Below are 14,640 nucleotides of genomic sequence, written 5' to 3'. Positions count from 1 at the left end.
GGTCTTTTTTTGATAGATTATTGCTTTTGATAGCGAAGGACTGGCTTACGAGCAGCCATTGTTTCATCAAGACGGCCAATCACTGTATTATGAGGAGCCTCTTGAACGATTTCCGGATTCTCTTCTGCTTCTTTTGCAATTTGAAGCATAGCATCACAGAATGCATCTAGAGTTTCCTTTGATTCCGTTTCAGTTGGCTCAATCATGATACATTCTTCCACGTTTAACGGGAAGTAAATTGTTGGCGGATGGTAGCCAAAGTCTAACAGACGCTTCGCAATATCAAGTGTACGTACGCCTAGTTTCTTTTGACGCTTTCCACTTAGAACGAATTCATGCTTACAATGTCTGTCAAATGGAAGATCATAAGCACCTTGAAGTCTTCTCATCATGTAGTTTGCATTTAATACTGCATATTCCGTTACTGCTTTTAATCCATCCGGACCCATTGAACGGATGTACGTATAAGCACGAACATTAATTCCGAAGTTTCCATAGTATGGCTTCACACGGCCGATTGATTGCGGACGGTCATAATCAAGCACATACTGATCACCTTGTTTAACTAATACTGGCTTTGGCAAATAAGGAATTAAATCAGCTTTACAGCCAACAGGACCAGAACCTGGACCGCCACCGCCGTGAGGACCAGTGAATGTTTTGTGAAGGTTAAGGTGTACTAAGTCAAATCCCATATCACCAGGACGTGCCTTAGACATTACTGCGTTTAAGTTAGCTCCATCATAGTAAAGCTTTCCGCCTGCCCCGTGAACAATTTCTGCCATTTCAAGAATCTGTTCTTCAAATAAACCTAATGTATTAGGATTTGTAAGCATTAGTGCAGCAGTATCTTCACCAACCACTCGTCTTAAATCGTCTAAATCTACAAGACCGTCTTCATTAGACTTTACAGTGATTGTTTCAAAACCAGCAACGGTAGCAGAAGCAGGGTTAGTACCGTGTGCTGAGTCAGGAACAATAACCTTAGTACGCTTATGGTCGCCATTTGCTTCATGGAATGCACGAACCATCATAAGGGCAGTCCACTCACCATGTGCACCTGCAGCAGGCTGAAGTGTAACCTCGTCCATACCAGTAATCTCAATTAAATGCTCCTGAAGATCATACAATAATTCTAAAGCACCTTGGACAGAGCTTTCATCCTGTAATGGATGTACATGTGCAAATCCAGGGAAACGTGCGACATTTTCGTTAATTTTCGGATTATATTTCATCGTACAAGATCCTAGCGGATAAAAGCCCGAATCTACACCGTGATTACGGTTAGAAAGTGCTGTATAATGACGCATAATATCTAATTCAGACACTTCTGGAAGCTCTGGTTCTTCTTCACGTAAATAGCCAGCTGGGATCAGGTCATTAATATCAGTTTCCGGAACATCCATTTCCGGGAGACTATAACCGATGCGGCCAGGGTTGCTTAATTCAAAAATGAGTGCTTGATCATCCTTATGCATGGTACTCCCCCATTTCTTTAACAAAAGTATCAATTTCTTCTTTCGTTCTTAAATCAGTAACCGCTACTAGCATATGGTTCTTTAGGTCAGCGAAATCACGGCCTAAATCATAACCGCCAATAATGCCTTTTTCAAGGAGCTTCTGGTTTACTTCTTTAACAGGACTATTTAATTTAACGACAAATTCATTAAAGGATGCACCTTCAAACACAATTTCAAATCCTTTTTCTTTAAATGCCTTTTTCGCATAGTTTGCTTTTTGGATATTAGCAAGAGCCATTTCTTTTACACCTTTTTTACCCAGTGCTGTCATGGCTACTGAAGCAGCAAGCGCATTTAATGCTTGGTTTGAACAAATATTTGAAGTTGCCTTTTCACGGCGAATATGCTGTTCACGAGCTTGAAGTGTTAAAACAAATCCGCGGCGGCCTTCATCGTCCACTGTTTGTCCTACAAGGCGACCAGGAACTTTTCTCATTAATTTATTTGTAACAGCAAAGTATCCGCAGTGTGGACCGCCAAATGCCGTTGGAATACCGAAAGGCTGTGCATCTCCTGCAACAATATCAGCTCCGAATTTTCCTGGAGGTGTTAATGCTCCAAGTGAAAGAGGATTGCTTGAAACAACAAATAATGACTTTTGTGCATGGATGATTTCTTCAAGCTCTTGTAATGGCTCAATTCTTCCAAAGAAGTTTGGATATTGAACGATAACTGCCGCAATCTCATCATTGATCATTTCTTTAAGTGCATCCATGTCAGTTACACCATCTTTATGCGGGATCTCAACAACCTCGATGTACTGGCCTTTCGCATATGTTTTCACAACATCTTTAGATTCTGGATGTACAGCACTTGAAAGTAAAACTTTTTTGCGCTTCGTATGAGCTGCACTTAGCATAGCTCCTTCCGCTAAAGCAGTACCGCCATCATACATAGAAGAGTTCGCTACATCCATACCTGTTAATTCACAAATCATTGTTTGGAATTCAAAAATTGCTTGAAGCTCCCCTTGAGAAATCTCCGGCTGGTATGGTGTATATGCTGTATAAAATTCAGAACGAGAAATAACATGGTCTACAATTACAGGCATGTAATGATCATAAACACCTGCACCAATAAAAGAAGTGTTGCTCTTTAGATCAGCATTCTTTTGAGCCATTTTTGAAAGTTCTTTCATTAATGCCGTCTCAGTTGCTGCCGGCTTAATATTATATTCACCTTTAAATCTTACACTTTCAGGAATATCACTAAATAATTCATCGATTGAGTTTACACCGATCGTTGCGAGCATTTCTTTTTTATCTGCTTCTGTCATCGGTAAATAGCGATGTTTCATCATTTATGTCTCCTCTCTCCTATTTTTTCTCTTTTTTATAAAAAGGCGTAGGTGCCACAACTGCTTTGAGGCGCTTTCCGCGAATTTCTACTTCTACTTCTGTACCGATAGCTGCATGGTCAATCTTAAGCAGTGCTAGCCCAATATTTTTCTTTAAAGTTGGAGATTGAGTTCCAGTTGTTACTTCCCCAATTTGCTCTTCGCCTATAAAAACTGGATAGCCATGACGCGGAATACCACGGTCAATCATTTCAATTCCAGCTAATTTTCTAGACAAGCCTTCTTCTTTTTGCTTTAATAGAACTTCTTTTCCAATAAAGTCTGCTTCTTTATTTACCTTAACAGCAAAACCGATTCCTGCTTCAAGAGGTGATATTTCCGGAGAAATTTCTTGGCCATAAAGAACAAGGTTTGCTTCAAAGCGTAAAGTATCGCGAGCACCTAATCCGCATGGAATTACTCCTTCTTCTTTCCCAGCTTCTAAAATATCCTTCCAAATAGAAACGACATCGTTAGCATCGCAGTAAATTTCAAAACCGTCTTCACCTGTGTAGCCAGTTCTGGAAACAAGCGCTTTTTTACCATTAATATCTACATCATTTTTAAATTTGAAGAAGCCGATTTCTGATAAGTTCGTGTCTGCAGTAAGCTTTTGAAGGACACCCTCTGCTAACGGACCTTGGATAGCAACCTGTGCCGTTTTATCAGAAAGATTTTCAATTGTAACATCGCCTTCAAGATGGTCTTCTAGCCATTTATAATCTTTATCAATGTTTGAAGCATTCACTACAAGTAGGTAATGATTGTCTGCAAATTTATAGACAAGTAAATCATCAACAGTCCCGCCATTTTCGTAACACATTGCTGTATACTGGGCACCTAAATCTTTTAGTTTAGAGATGTCATTGGTCATCATTTTTTGAAGATAGGAAAGGCTGTCAGAACCTTTCACTTCAATTTCACCCATATGGGATACATCAAACAATCCCGCTTTCGTGCGAACTGCTTCATGCTCTTCTTTAATGCTTGAGAACTGAACAGGCAGATCCCAGCCACCAAAGTCAATTGTTTTCGCACCATAGTCTTTGTAAACATCGAATAATGGTGTACGTTTTAACTGTGACATTCACTTGTCCCCCTTTTATCCTTATAACAAGTTTTGAAATTTACCGTTGAAAGCAAAAACGCCTTGACCAGTGACTTATTTCTCGAACCCTTGGCGCTTCAGCAATACACTTTTGTAAAACTAAAAAAGGACAGAGAAGCCCCTCAAAAATGAGAAGGTCCCTGTCCTTGCACCTGAAAGTTTACCGAAAAAACCGGTTTTCCCCTTTGGTGGCTTCTCTTTTAAAAGAAGCACTCTCCAGAGCTACGTCAAACAAGGGTTCTTTTGCCTGAGAGATTCACAATAATTGCTTGCTCCTTCGGCGCTACAAAAGGTAGTCTCTCCCCTTATCATCATCCGCATTTATAAAATTTTCCAAGTTGGTTCATACTATACAAAAATGTTTCGTTAATAAAAGCTTCATCAATATAATCCAATGAATAAATAGTTCGATAAACTAAGTGATTGTAGCAAATTTCAAAACTTTCAAAGCTATTATTATCCTACCATTAGAAACCTATTTGAGCAATGGGTAATATTTTTTCTGAAATTAAAAGGAGCAGTATTTTATGACAGTAAACATTGAATTTAATTCAACATGGCAGGAAGAATTTTTGAAAAGGATTGATCATGATGGGCCTTGGGGAAATTGGGAGCTGTTTAAACTAGCAATTGAGGTTGAAAGACATACTACAATACCAGATTTTGAAGGGCTGCAGGCTCCAAAGCATCTTTCTGGTCTAACCCCATTGCCCCATCAATTGGAGGTAGCAAAACAAGTAGTTGAAAATATGAACGGCAAAGCGATACTTGCAGATGAGGTTGGATTAGGGAAAACGATTGAAGCAGGCTTAATCTTAAAGGAGTATATGATTCGCGGACTTGTGAAAAAAGTATTAATTCTTGTTCCAGCATCACTTGTCACTCAATGGGCAATTGAGCTTAATACAAAATTCTTTATTCCGGCTGTCACACAGCGCAAAAGCTATGTTTGGGAACAATGTGACATTGTTGTCTCTTCTATTGATACAGCAAAACGTAATCCACACAGAGATATCATTTATAAGCAAGACTATGATTTAATCATTATCGATGAAGCTCATAAGCTAAAAAACAATAAAACCAAGAACTATGAGTTTGTACAAAATTTAAAAAAGAAGTTTTGTTTACTTTTAACAGCTACTCCTATTCAAAACCGAATTAGTGAAATATTTAACTTGGTTTCTTTATTAAAGCCTGGTCATTTAGGAACTGAATCTGCATTTTATAAAAAATATAATAAAGATGCACGAGATTTGAACGATGACGAACACTTGAAGGAATTAGTGAATAAGGTGATGATTCGCAATAGGCGTGCTGATACCGGGATCCAATGGACAAAGCGTGTTGTCGAGACTATTCCCATCGAGTTTTCAGCTGAAGAAAGAGAATTATATAGTGCGGTTTCTAGCCTGCGAAGGGATGGAAATTGGATCAGCTCAAGCCAATTTTCTGTAATGACTCTTCAGCGTGAAGCCTGCAGCAGCCGAGAAGCGGTCTATTTTACAATAAAAAATATGCTAGATAGACAAGAAGCACCTTCTGCTTCCTTTAGAGAGCAAATTCAATATTTAATTTCCAAAGTTGAAGCAGTTCAAAGAAATTCAAAGGCTGAAAAGGCACTTGAATTAATCCAGGAAATTAATGATAAGGTTATTATCTTTACAGAGTATCGAGCAACACAAATGTACCTTCAATGGTTTCTAAAGCAGCATGGCATCACCTCTGTTCCCTTTAGAGGCGGATTTAAGAGAGGGAAAAAGGACTGGATGCGGGAGCTATTCCAAAAAAACGCACAAGTTCTCATTGCTACTGAAGCAGGCGGTGAGGGAATAAACCTTCAGTTCTGCAATCATATTATTAATTTTGATTTGCCATGGAATCCGATGAGACTCGAGCAAAGAATTGGACGGATACACCGTCTGGGACAAGAAAAAGATGTTATGATCTATAACTTTGCCACAAAAGATACTGTTGAGGAACATGTTTTAAAGCTATTGTATGAGAAAATCAACCTGTTTGAAAAAGTTATTGGAGATTTAGATGATATTCTAACCAAGCTTGACTTCGGCAATGTAGAAGATCACCTTATTGACATTTTTGGAAAATCTGCAACGGAAGGTGAGATGAGAATTAAAATGGAGAATCTAACATCAATGATTCAATTTGCTGAAGAGATGCGGGAGGGTGAAATAAATGCAACAACAGGAGATTCATCATTTTCTTGAGAGATACTTTCATGCAAATGGCTGTGAGATTGTAGAAAATGGACACGGCTATATGACGGTTCAACTGACTATTGAATTAGATAAGGAACTAATGAACCGACCATTTTATTGGCATTATTTAGAAAAAACCGGCGGAATTCCTAATCCGATGAAACTCACACTTATAACTAATCCTGAGCATGCTCCAGAACACGTAAAGGGGGAAAACCTACATTTTGGTTCTCCTCGCCTGCACCAAATTTTCCAATCCGCAAAAAATTTAGCAGGCTTTATTCGATTATATGAAAATCACAGCATGCCAGTTGGCCAGCAAATACCTTTAAGACCATGGCTTGGTATGAACGTTCGTATTTCATTTGAATGTGATCGAAAACGAGATGTTTTTAAGTCAATTGGGTTGCAGTTAATAAATGGACAAATGGTAGAGGATTTTCATGATCGGCTGCTTGAACTCCAGCTGACACCGAAAATTCCTGACTATTCGTTTACTCTTTCTCCTTTAATCATGCCGAGAAGCGGAATTATGAGAGTAGAGAATTATTTTAAATTTCAAATTGAACAAGAAGATCACACCTGGGCAGAAGAAGCAAGGAAACGCTGGCAAAAGGATTTAATGCTTCTGGAGCATTTTTACGAAGATGCTGAGGAAAAAGATGAAAGCTACGAAATTGAAAAGGCTGCACTTAAGGAACAATATGAGCCAAGAGTAAAAATATCGATCGTGAACGGCGGACTATTTTATTTAACAGATCGAGCTGTCTAGCAATCGAAGAAACCGTTCAAAGTTTGAACGGTTTTTTTTCAAATTTACTTTCTTTTTTCCTTTTTAAACTATAGTAGAGAATATAGGGAATTAAACCAAACCAGCGATACAAAAAAGGTTCCTTCTGGTCTTTCCTTTCTAATCTGGTTCTTTTGCGAACGTCTTTTGGCTGATCAATATATTTCACAACTGTTTCGGTTATATACTTTACATAGTCATTCGATTTCATATCATACACCCTGTAAATTCATAAAAGTTTAATACGCTTCTAACTAAAGTATGTCCTCAATTGTTGGATTTAAACAATTGACAATTAGGTAAAATTAGTTCCTTTCCAGCCACTTAATCATTTTTCCTTCTTCCCTATCAAAATAGCCATACCCTAAAATTTCACCGCTTGACTCCATACGCAAAGAAAATGTCGTCATAAATAGCGTTTCGGTTAATTTAGTTGTTTGATAACTGACTTCACCATCATTAAAGATAAAAACACCAGAATAAACCTCATCCTCTTCTGATAATATTGTTTCCATTTGTTTCACAGAGCTATAAAAATAAAACTCCTGTTTTAAATTCGTCTCTGATTCCTTGTAAAAACGAAACTCCAATAAATAAAATTCAATTCTCATCGTAATCAGAAGAGCAAAAATAAGGATTATGCTAAAAGTAAGGGGATAAGTAAAGCCTTTTTCGTTCTTAATCATCTTCTTTTTCCAAACTTAAATAGGAATATAAAGAAACAGAGTAAGCTTGATTATAGCTATCGGTCAAGATTAGCCTTGCTCCATCTTGAATCTGGGAAAACTGAAAGGATTTTACCCCCTGAAATACAACTTCATGTCCCTTATAATCAACTCGTCTTCGCAAATTAGATCCATATTTTTCATAGAGAATATCTTGACCATGCTTCTTTAATAAAAGGGAATTGTTTGTAACAGCTAGACCTTCGGAAAGCCTAAGCTCTTTTTTTAGTTGATTGACGAATACATGCCATTCCATGCTTTTCGTTCTAGCATCCTGTTGATCATTATCCAATAAAAATTTCATTGTTATTGGGAAAAAGGATACTATGAGCAAGAAAATCGAGAAAGCAAATAGCATTTCAAGCATTGTAAACCCTCTATTATTCAAATATTTCACATTTTTTTTGCTCTGTTTTAAACACATTTTCATATTTAATGCAAACCTCCACTCCAGTGTTTCCTCCAGAAGAATCAAGGGAGATAGTATATTGTGTTCCATTGACTAGAAGCGAATGAGAAACAGGCAGCACTCCTTCCTTTTTAGCTCTTATTAATTCTTCGTATAAAAGACGGGACACTTCAAATTCCTGTTTCAGCTGTAGGGATTGGTTAACAATATTCATTACTAATGGGAAAAAGATTCCTGCAATCAGAAGCCAGGCTGATAACGATAAAATCAATTCCGGCAAGAAAAATCCATCATTCCTTCGCCACATAAAATCTTCCCTTTCCAATTAAAAAGGTAAACTTATAACGTTCCTTACCTGCATATATCGCAAATGACCCAAATCGATTAATATTCCCATCAGCTAGAAAATAAAAATAAAGCATCATGGATTCCTCCCTGATAGTTATCAAATCTGGAATCTCCCTTTCAATTAGAAATCTTTCACTTTGCTTTTCATGAATAATATAACGGTTTTGTTCCGGGAGAATATGAACAATAACTTCAAGGTGATGAGAAAGTGCATAGGCCTGAGCAAACAACAAATCTGCTTGCAGCTGTGAAATAAAATGCTGTCTTTCTAATATTGTATACTGCGGTTTTAGTAGAAAGGCGGTGATAGAAGCAATCAAGAGGAAAACACTTAAGACAAACAGGGATTCAATTAATGTAAAACCAGCTTGTTTGCGAATCAATCTGAGTCTGACTCCTTGCCGGCATTTTCAGATGTAACTTTACCCTCAGCCGAAATAAGAATTTTTTCGCCATTTGGGCATGTCGTTTCTTTAGGATTAAGATATTTCTCATCAACAAGTGCTTGAACATCTGCTGGCGGACTTTTCTTATCAATTTCATAAGCCTGCGCCTGAGCTTGCACCATCTGTACAAATGCCTCGCATCCCTTACTGTTAATTTTCGAATTATGCTTTGTTATATTTGGAATCGTAATAATTAATAAAACAGAAATTACAAGCAAAACAATCATCATTTCAATTAGTGTAAAACCCTTTTTATTTCTTAAAGCTTTCATTATTAAAATCCCTCCAGTAAATGAAACATCGGTAATAGCACAGCTAAATACATAAATACAATCATTACTCCAATTACAGAATACAGAATGGGCTGAACGGTTTTTAATAATTTATCCGACCGTTCTTCAATAAGATTCAAGCAATGCCTGCTAAAGAATGCGAGTTCCTGATCAAGTTTTCCATTTTTTTGCCCATGTCTAATAATTTGTGGAAGCTCTATTTCTAGAAATGAATACTCTATCAGAATTTCTTCCAGACTCTCCCCCTTTCGCAGACTCTCTTTAATAAGAGCCCCCAATTCTTGATAAAGAGGCTGTGTCTCATTTTGCTCAAAACTGCTTAGTGCCTCATGAATAGACAAACCGCTAGAAAGTAAATAACTTGTCTGAATGGAGAAATAGTGGGAATAAAATAATTTTAAAAATGGACCGATAATCGGGATGCTTATAAGAATTGTCTTTTGCTCAATTTGTGATTTTTTGCGGAATTGCAAAAAATAGTAACAAAGAAGAAGCAGCACAAAAACGAGGATAGCCCATAAAAGATAAGGCATAATGTGACTTAAAACGGTGATTGCTTTCATAAAAAAATTTGGTTTTAGCTTCATCGAAGTAAATAAAGAGGAAAATCTAGGTAGAATAATAAAATCAACAAAGAGGAATAAAATAATAGTGATGAAGATTAATAATATTGGATAAACAAGGAGTTTTTTTAGCTTTTCAAAATCCTTGTCTCTTTTCAGCATCATCTCGCTTCCTTCTTGAAAGGCTTGAGCCAAACTGCCATGCTGCTCAGCAAAATACACATAGCCAATCAAATTTTTATTAAAATGAAGCCTTGATAGAATTTGATAAAACGGATATCCTTCTCTCAAATCGGATAAACATCTACTTACCTCCTTTTTCTTTTCTCTGGGAAGCTGAAACAAAATAGATTCTATCGCTTCAGATAGAGGGTAGCCTCTAGAAAGCAGTTCTCCTGTCCTTTTTAAAAAATGGCTTTGTTCCTGCAGATTCCATCTACATTTCTTCATTATCCAGCACCCAGCGATCATATTCTGTATCTTTTATATAGCCTAGGGCAATCCCCTTTTTAATGATATCCTTTAATCTGAGATAGCTTGCTCCCATTCTCTCCCCCTTTGCTTCCTGCAAAGCAGCATTTAATGCGCGACCTGCAAGAAGTTCGAAAACACTTGCTCTTTTCCATCTTCCATAGCTATAGCAGAAAGTCGAGCATTCATCCTGGCAAAATGGACAAGATAATTCAACAAGTCTTTGAGCTGTTACCGCAACTAGAGTTTGTTCAATTTCCAGCCAATTCACTCCAAATTCATGTAATCGGTAAATTGCCCCCTTCGCATCCCTTGTATGCATGGTTGTGAGTACTAAATGTCCTGTCAGCGCTGCTCTTACAGCAATTTTGGCCGTTTCCGCATCCCTAATTTCACCAACCATAATAATGTCTGGGTCATGCCTTAAGATTGCCTTTAAACCAGCTGCATAAGAAACACCAGCTTTTTCATTCACTTGGACTTGAAGCACCAGATCATTCTCTTTTTCAATGGGGTCTTCTAAAGTAATAACATTGCGGTTGAACATATGGGAAGTTTCGTTTAGAAGTGAATAAAGCGTTGATGTCTTACCTGAGCCGGTTGGACCCGTAAGTATAATTAATCCGTGGGCATGTTTGAGCAGGGCGAGCATTTTTCGAGTCATACTTGGAAATAAAGAGATTTGAAAAAAAGGGATTTGATCTTGCTGAGGGAGAATTCGGATAACAAGACTTTCATTGTGGCTTGAGGGAAGAGTGGAAAATCGCAATCCGATTATTTTGCCATCAATGACATATGAATAGGCACCGCTTTGCGGCCTTCTTTTTTCACCAATATCCATGGAAGCAGTAAATTTAAAGTGTGAAATTAATCTGTCGCATTCTTCTCTAGGGAGATAAAGTCTCGGTACTAGCTTATTCGCGAGGCGCCATTGGATAAGGGTATCTTTTCTTCTGGGGACAATATGAATATCTGAGGCGTGATTTCTAACTGCATCTTTAATGACTCTTTCTGCTAATTTTTCGATCATGTTCAATTGAACATCGCACCACCTTTTTATAAAATTTAGAATAGTCACATATATCACATTCGACCTTATTATATATTTTCCTTTTATTTTTGACAAATTTTTCGCATATAAAAAATAATTTTCCTTACAATAATGGTTATATTCATATTACCAATCACTAATAAACTCATATTTCACAGCCTAAATACACACAGAATATTTGTGAACAAATTAGAAACTTATAGTGAATACAGTGTTTAGTTTGAAAAACTGTATTATAATGGTACCAATATCGTTCTGAGGTGAGCTTAGGTGGAACAAACTTTAAAGATAACAAATGTTTTATCAGATCCAACTCGCTATTATATTTATCAATACATTACAAAAAAACATAAGGATGTAACCGTACAAGAAATTGCTGATAATTTTGAAATTCATCCAAATGTAGCAAGACTTCACCTCTCAAAATTAGAAGATGTGAATATGCTGACATCTGAAACGCAAAAGACAGGTAAAGGCGGAAGACCAAGCAGGCTATACCGTCTGTCAGATGATGTTATCCAGCTTCATTTCCCGTACCGCGACTACCAGCTGCTGTCAAAAATTGCGATGCAAACATTGCTTTCGCTAGGTGATGTTGCTAAACAAGCTCTTTATGATACAGGCAAAAAGTTTGGCCATGAGCTAATTGAACAGGAGACAAGCCGTTCAAACCTATTTAATGAGGCTCTTTCCTTTGAACAGAAATTAAATATTATTAGAAATGCTGCCATTATGTCAGGTTTTCATCCGGAATTTGAAGTGGAAGAAGATCAATCAAAAGTATTTTTCCAAATTTTCAACTGTCCGTTTAAAGAAGTTTCAGAGGATTATGAAGCTTCAGTATGTAATATGCATGCAGAATTTTTAAAAGGTATGTTTGAAGCGTTATTTAGTTCTGTTGAGCTAGTGGAGAAGGCCAATATGCTTAATGGGTGTGAATCTTGTTCATATCATGCTATTGTAACAAAGTAAAAATTGCTTGTAAGATGCATACATTCTTGAAATGGTTATATACAAACAATATTCACAAAGAGTGGTAAAGAGTGGTTTACTTTTAAGCTGGAAATAACTTATAATATGTAATGATGTACTCGTATTGCTAAAAGGGGGGATACATATGGATCGTATGTACAGAGTATTAGGCTTCTGGACGGGGATTTTCGCTGTCATGTTCTTTGTAGGTGACATGTACACAACATCTTTAATCTTCTTCGGCCAAACGGGATTCTTTCTGCTTTTAAGCTATTTAAAGCTTTCAGAACGTATGTACATGTATGTTTTTGGCGCATATTTAACAGTATTCTTTATTGGCTTCACTTACTGGACAACATTTATGATGACTCCAGGTGTAAGTGGTCACTAAGAATTAAATACATTACATAAATAAAAAAGCGATTGCAAACAATCGCTTTTTTATTTTTCTTCTAAACCTTTTTCTGCAGTATCACATGAAACGACGAACTTATCCCCGGCATAATTAAACTTCTGATCGCGCGATTTCTTTTGCTCACAGGTGAAAATGGATCTGGATCATAATGATCCTGTAAATCATCCAGTATACCTGCCTCAAGAAGGAATTCATCCTGACGCCATTTTTGCTGAAAGGCCAAACCATGATTATTTCCTATGCGTATTAAAGAATCAAAATGAATATGGCTTGTTATATCCATCTCTCCCGGATAAAGGAGAACATCGTTTATTTGCTGATGCTGATAATATCCCCTTAAACTGCCATCGTTTCTCCCCAGTTCTTGCCATTCTTCATTTGTATAGCCGTAATCTACCGTCAGCACCAATCCATTTGAAAGAACCTTCCCTATTTGACTAATCATATCCTCCATAAATAAGGGAATTTCTATTCTCTGTTTATTTTTTAATCTTAAACCACTTTCCTCAATAAATGTTCCAATGAGAGGATTTTCTAACGGAACAACCCTTTCTGAAAGCTGATCATTATGTACTTCAACCATAACCTCCATGAATGTCCCATTATGGTTTTCGATAACGTGAACAGGGAAAGCATCAAACAATTCATTCGAAAAAATGAGCCCATTAAACGGAGCAATCTCTTCAATATTGTCTATTAGTTTAACGTTATTGAAGGAACTTAACGCTTCCTCCTGGATTTTACGATGATAAGGGCTTGCTTCTACAATAAAATAGGTAATTGGGTCAGATGATATTTCATTCCATTGTTCAATAAATGCTTTTGCAAACCTGCCTGTGCCCGCTCCGATTTCACAAATAAATGGGGGAAATTTATACATATTCATTTGCTTAAAATACCATTTTGCAATTAATCTTCCATAAATATCAGAAATATTACTAGTTGTAATGAAGTCTCCTTCTCGGCCAATCTTTGCTTTTTCCCTCATATAATAGCCATATTCAGGATGGTAAAGAGCCAACTCCATATATTCTGCATATGATATCCTTTTTAACGGATGATCTAAAATTATTTTTTTAATAAAATTTATCATAACTACTCCTTTTTTTATATTATCACTATTGACATAGTGCAAACTTTATTATATTGTAATTTTAGTAGCTTAACTATATCCCCTCCCATTATATGAATAGAACATCCCCCAGAAAAGCCCTTCTCATTTGAGAAGGGCTTTTCTATTTATACTTCCTTTATTTCTCAGTATAACCCTTTAAAACCCATTAAGAAAAGGATTTGTATCCATTTCTTGGCCAATCGTTGTAGCAGGACCGTGACCAGGAAGTACAATCGTTTCTTCAGGCAATACTAATAACTTTTGGTGAATACTGTCTAACAGCTCATTATGATTTCCGCCAGGCAAGTCTGTCCGCCCTATACTCCCATTAAACAAAGCGTCGCCAGCAATGACTAATCCAGCATCCTTTATGTAAATAGAGATACTTCCCGGTGAATGACCAGGTGTTTCATAAATTTCAAGGGTAAATTCCCCTAGTGTGATGGATTGCTCCTCTTTGATCGTAATGTCTGCTGGCTTCCCACTTATGTTCTTAATCATTTCATATCTTGCAGAGCCATTTAATGCTGGATCAAGGAGCCAATCAGACTCTTTTTCATGAATATATACTGGTATATTAAATTCTTCACGAATATCATCTACAGCACCAATATGATCAAAATGAGCATGAGTAAGAATTATGGCAAGGGGCTTTAAATTATTATCCTGGATGTATTGGCTAAGTTTTTCACTTTCTTCACCTGGATCAAAGATTAAGCAAGTATTGTTTTCCTTTGACAATATGTAGCAATTCGTTTGTAATGGACCTAAAGGAATTTGATTCCATTCCATTATAAGCACCTCCATTTGGAACATTTGATAATTATATTCTACACTAAATATATTGCTTAATTAAAGAAAAC

At 36.9% G+C, this 14,640-nt stretch carries 17 protein-coding genes and 1 riboswitch; of the genes, 4 read left to right on the top strand and 13 right to left on the bottom strand.

The window, feature by feature from the left end; translation table 11 throughout:
• Window positions 1-17 precede the first annotated feature (17 nt).
• From gcvPB to gcvT, 3 genes are read right to left on the bottom strand one after another with little or no spacing between them, the layout of a single operon-like run.
• Complete coding sequence (gcvPB, locus tag H0173_RS10830; protein WP_221846543.1) at window positions 18-1,478, bottom strand: aminomethyl-transferring glycine dehydrogenase subunit GcvPB; 1,461 nt, start codon at window positions 1,476-1,478, stop codon at window positions 18-20.
• Window positions 1,471-2,817: an aminomethyl-transferring glycine dehydrogenase subunit GcvPA gene (gcvPA, locus tag H0173_RS10825; protein ID WP_221846850.1), complete on the bottom strand. Its 1,347-nt coding sequence runs from the start codon at window positions 2,815-2,817 to the stop codon at window positions 1,471-1,473. The genes gcvPB and gcvPA overlap by 8 nt, the downstream gene beginning before the upstream one ends.
• Before the next feature lie 19 nt (window positions 2,818-2,836).
• Window positions 2,837-3,943 carry a glycine cleavage system aminomethyltransferase GcvT gene (gene gcvT, locus H0173_RS10820; RefSeq protein ID WP_221846542.1) on the bottom strand — a complete coding sequence of 369 codons (1,107 nt, stop codon included), beginning with the start codon at window positions 3,941-3,943 and terminating at the stop codon, window positions 2,837-2,839.
• Window positions 3,944-4,189: 246 nt separating this feature from the next.
• Window positions 4,190-4,279: riboswitch (glycine riboswitch) on the bottom strand.
• 212 nt (window positions 4,280-4,491) lie between these two features.
• Between gcvT and H0173_RS10815 the strand changes: the two genes are divergently transcribed.
• Complete coding sequence (locus tag H0173_RS10815) at window positions 4,492-6,189, top strand: DEAD/DEAH box helicase (RefSeq protein WP_221846541.1); 1,698 nt, start codon at window positions 4,492-4,494, stop codon at window positions 6,187-6,189.
• Window positions 6,158-6,952, top strand: coding sequence for a YqhG family protein (locus tag H0173_RS10810; protein WP_221846540.1), 795 nt, complete (start codon window positions 6,158-6,160; stop codon window positions 6,950-6,952). The genes H0173_RS10815 and H0173_RS10810 overlap by 32 nt, the downstream gene beginning before the upstream one ends.
• Window positions 6,953-6,968: 16 nt before the next feature.
• On the opposite strand, the gene H0173_RS10805 is transcribed toward H0173_RS10810, so the two are convergent.
• From H0173_RS10805 to comGA, 8 genes are all read right to left on the bottom strand, one after another.
• Window positions 6,969-7,181 carry a YqzE family protein gene (locus tag H0173_RS10805; protein WP_221846539.1) on the bottom strand — a complete coding sequence of 71 codons (213 nt, stop codon included), beginning with the start codon at window positions 7,179-7,181 and terminating at the stop codon, window positions 6,969-6,971.
• 94 nt (window positions 7,182-7,275) lie between these two features.
• Window positions 7,276-7,656 carry a competence type IV pilus minor pilin ComGG gene (gene comGG, locus H0173_RS10800; protein ID WP_221846538.1) on the bottom strand — a complete coding sequence of 127 codons (381 nt, stop codon included), beginning with the start codon at window positions 7,654-7,656 and terminating at the stop codon, window positions 7,276-7,278.
• Complete coding sequence (gene comGF, locus H0173_RS10795) at window positions 7,649-8,119, bottom strand: competence type IV pilus minor pilin ComGF (RefSeq protein WP_221846849.1); 471 nt, start codon at window positions 8,117-8,119, stop codon at window positions 7,649-7,651. The genes comGG and comGF overlap by 8 nt, the downstream gene beginning before the upstream one ends.
• Complete coding sequence (locus tag H0173_RS10790; RefSeq protein WP_221846537.1) at window positions 8,076-8,411, bottom strand: phosphatase; 336 nt, start codon at window positions 8,409-8,411, stop codon at window positions 8,076-8,078. Before H0173_RS10790 ends, comGF begins: the two co-directional genes overlap by 44 nt.
• Window positions 8,395-8,835, bottom strand: coding sequence for a competence type IV pilus minor pilin ComGD (comGD, locus tag H0173_RS10785; protein ID WP_221846536.1), 441 nt, complete (start codon window positions 8,833-8,835; stop codon window positions 8,395-8,397). The genes H0173_RS10790 and comGD overlap by 17 nt, the downstream gene beginning before the upstream one ends.
• The gene (gene comGC / locus H0173_RS10780; RefSeq protein ID WP_221846535.1) at window positions 8,832-9,170 is read right to left on the bottom strand and encodes a competence type IV pilus major pilin ComGC; all 339 of its coding nucleotides are present in this window, start codon (window positions 9,168-9,170) and stop codon (window positions 8,832-8,834) included. Before comGC ends, comGD begins: the two co-directional genes overlap by 4 nt.
• A 2-nt stretch (window positions 9,171-9,172) precedes the next feature.
• Window positions 9,173-10,204 (bottom strand): competence type IV pilus assembly protein ComGB, encoded by a 1,032-nt coding sequence (gene comGB, locus H0173_RS10775; RefSeq protein ID WP_221846534.1) that lies wholly within the window; start codon window positions 10,202-10,204, stop codon window positions 9,173-9,175.
• Complete coding sequence (gene comGA, locus H0173_RS10770; RefSeq protein ID WP_221846533.1) at window positions 10,191-11,261, bottom strand: competence type IV pilus ATPase ComGA; 1,071 nt, start codon at window positions 11,259-11,261, stop codon at window positions 10,191-10,193. Before comGA ends, comGB begins: the two co-directional genes overlap by 14 nt.
• A gap of 285 nt (window positions 11,262-11,546) precedes the next feature.
• Between comGA and H0173_RS10765 the strand changes: the two genes are divergently transcribed.
• Window positions 11,547-12,248 (top strand): helix-turn-helix transcriptional regulator, encoded by a 702-nt coding sequence (locus H0173_RS10765; protein WP_221846532.1) that lies wholly within the window; start codon window positions 11,547-11,549, stop codon window positions 12,246-12,248.
• A gap of 145 nt (window positions 12,249-12,393) precedes the next feature.
• Window positions 12,394-12,639, top strand: coding sequence for a DUF2626 domain-containing protein (locus H0173_RS10760; protein ID WP_221846531.1), 246 nt, complete (start codon window positions 12,394-12,396; stop codon window positions 12,637-12,639).
• Between the two features lie 61 nt (window positions 12,640-12,700).
• Here the strand turns inward: H0173_RS10760 and H0173_RS10755 are convergent, their stop codons facing one another.
• Window positions 12,701-13,756: a class I SAM-dependent methyltransferase gene (locus H0173_RS10755; protein ID WP_221846530.1), complete on the bottom strand. Its 1,056-nt coding sequence runs from the start codon at window positions 13,754-13,756 to the stop codon at window positions 12,701-12,703.
• 177 nt (window positions 13,757-13,933) lie between these two features.
• Window positions 13,934-14,569, bottom strand: a complete 636-nt coding sequence (locus H0173_RS10750; protein WP_221846529.1) for an MBL fold metallo-hydrolase — start codon at window positions 14,567-14,569, stop codon at window positions 13,934-13,936.
• Window positions 14,570-14,640 lie beyond the last annotated feature (71 nt).

This window comes from Bacillus sp. S/N-304-OC-R1, from assembly GCF_019749375.1.
Taxonomy (GTDB): domain Bacteria; phylum Bacillota; class Bacilli; order Bacillales; family Cytobacillaceae; genus Cytobacillus.
The sequence above is the reverse complement of the archived record's forward strand: the minus strand, read 5'-3'. Positions and strand labels throughout refer to the sequence as shown.

Excerpts from the sequence above, each read along its gene's own strand:
- gcvPB (WP_221846543.1), bottom strand. The coding sequence starts at position 1,478 with ATGCATAAGGATGATCAAGCACTCATTTTTGAATTAAGCAACCCTGGC.
- gcvPA (WP_221846850.1), bottom strand. The coding sequence starts at position 2,817 with ATGAAACATCGCTATTTACCGATGACAGAAGCAGATAAAAAAGAAATG.
- gcvT (WP_221846542.1), bottom strand. The coding sequence starts at position 3,943 with ATGTCACAGTTAAAACGTACACCATTATTCGATGTTTACAAAGACTAT.
- H0173_RS10815 (WP_221846541.1), top strand. The coding sequence starts at position 4,492 with ATGACAGTAAACATTGAATTTAATTCAACATGGCAGGAAGAATTTTTG.
- H0173_RS10810 (WP_221846540.1), top strand. The coding sequence starts at position 6,158 with ATGCAACAACAGGAGATTCATCATTTTCTTGAGAGATACTTTCATGCA.
- H0173_RS10805 (WP_221846539.1), bottom strand. The coding sequence starts at position 7,181 with ATGAAATCGAATGACTATGTAAAGTATATAACCGAAACAGTTGTGAAA.
- comGG (WP_221846538.1), bottom strand. The coding sequence starts at position 7,656 with ATGATTAAGAACGAAAAAGGCTTTACTTATCCCCTTACTTTTAGCATA.
- comGF (WP_221846849.1), bottom strand. The coding sequence starts at position 8,119 with ATGTGTTTAAAACAGAGCAAAAAAAATGTGAAATATTTGAATAATAGA.
- H0173_RS10790 (WP_221846537.1), bottom strand. The coding sequence starts at position 8,411 with ATGTGGCGAAGGAATGATGGATTTTTCTTGCCGGAATTGATTTTATCG.
- comGC (WP_221846535.1), bottom strand. The coding sequence starts at position 9,170 with ATGAAAGCTTTAAGAAATAAAAAGGGTTTTACACTAATTGAAATGATG.
- comGB (WP_221846534.1), bottom strand. The coding sequence starts at position 10,204 with ATGAAGAAATGTAGATGGAATCTGCAGGAACAAAGCCATTTTTTAAAA.
- H0173_RS10760 (WP_221846531.1), top strand. The coding sequence starts at position 12,394 with ATGGATCGTATGTACAGAGTATTAGGCTTCTGGACGGGGATTTTCGCT.
- H0173_RS10755 (WP_221846530.1), bottom strand. The coding sequence starts at position 13,756 with ATGATAAATTTTATTAAAAAAATAATTTTAGATCATCCGTTAAAAAGG.
- H0173_RS10750 (WP_221846529.1), bottom strand. The coding sequence starts at position 14,569 with ATGGAATGGAATCAAATTCCTTTAGGTCCATTACAAACGAATTGCTAC.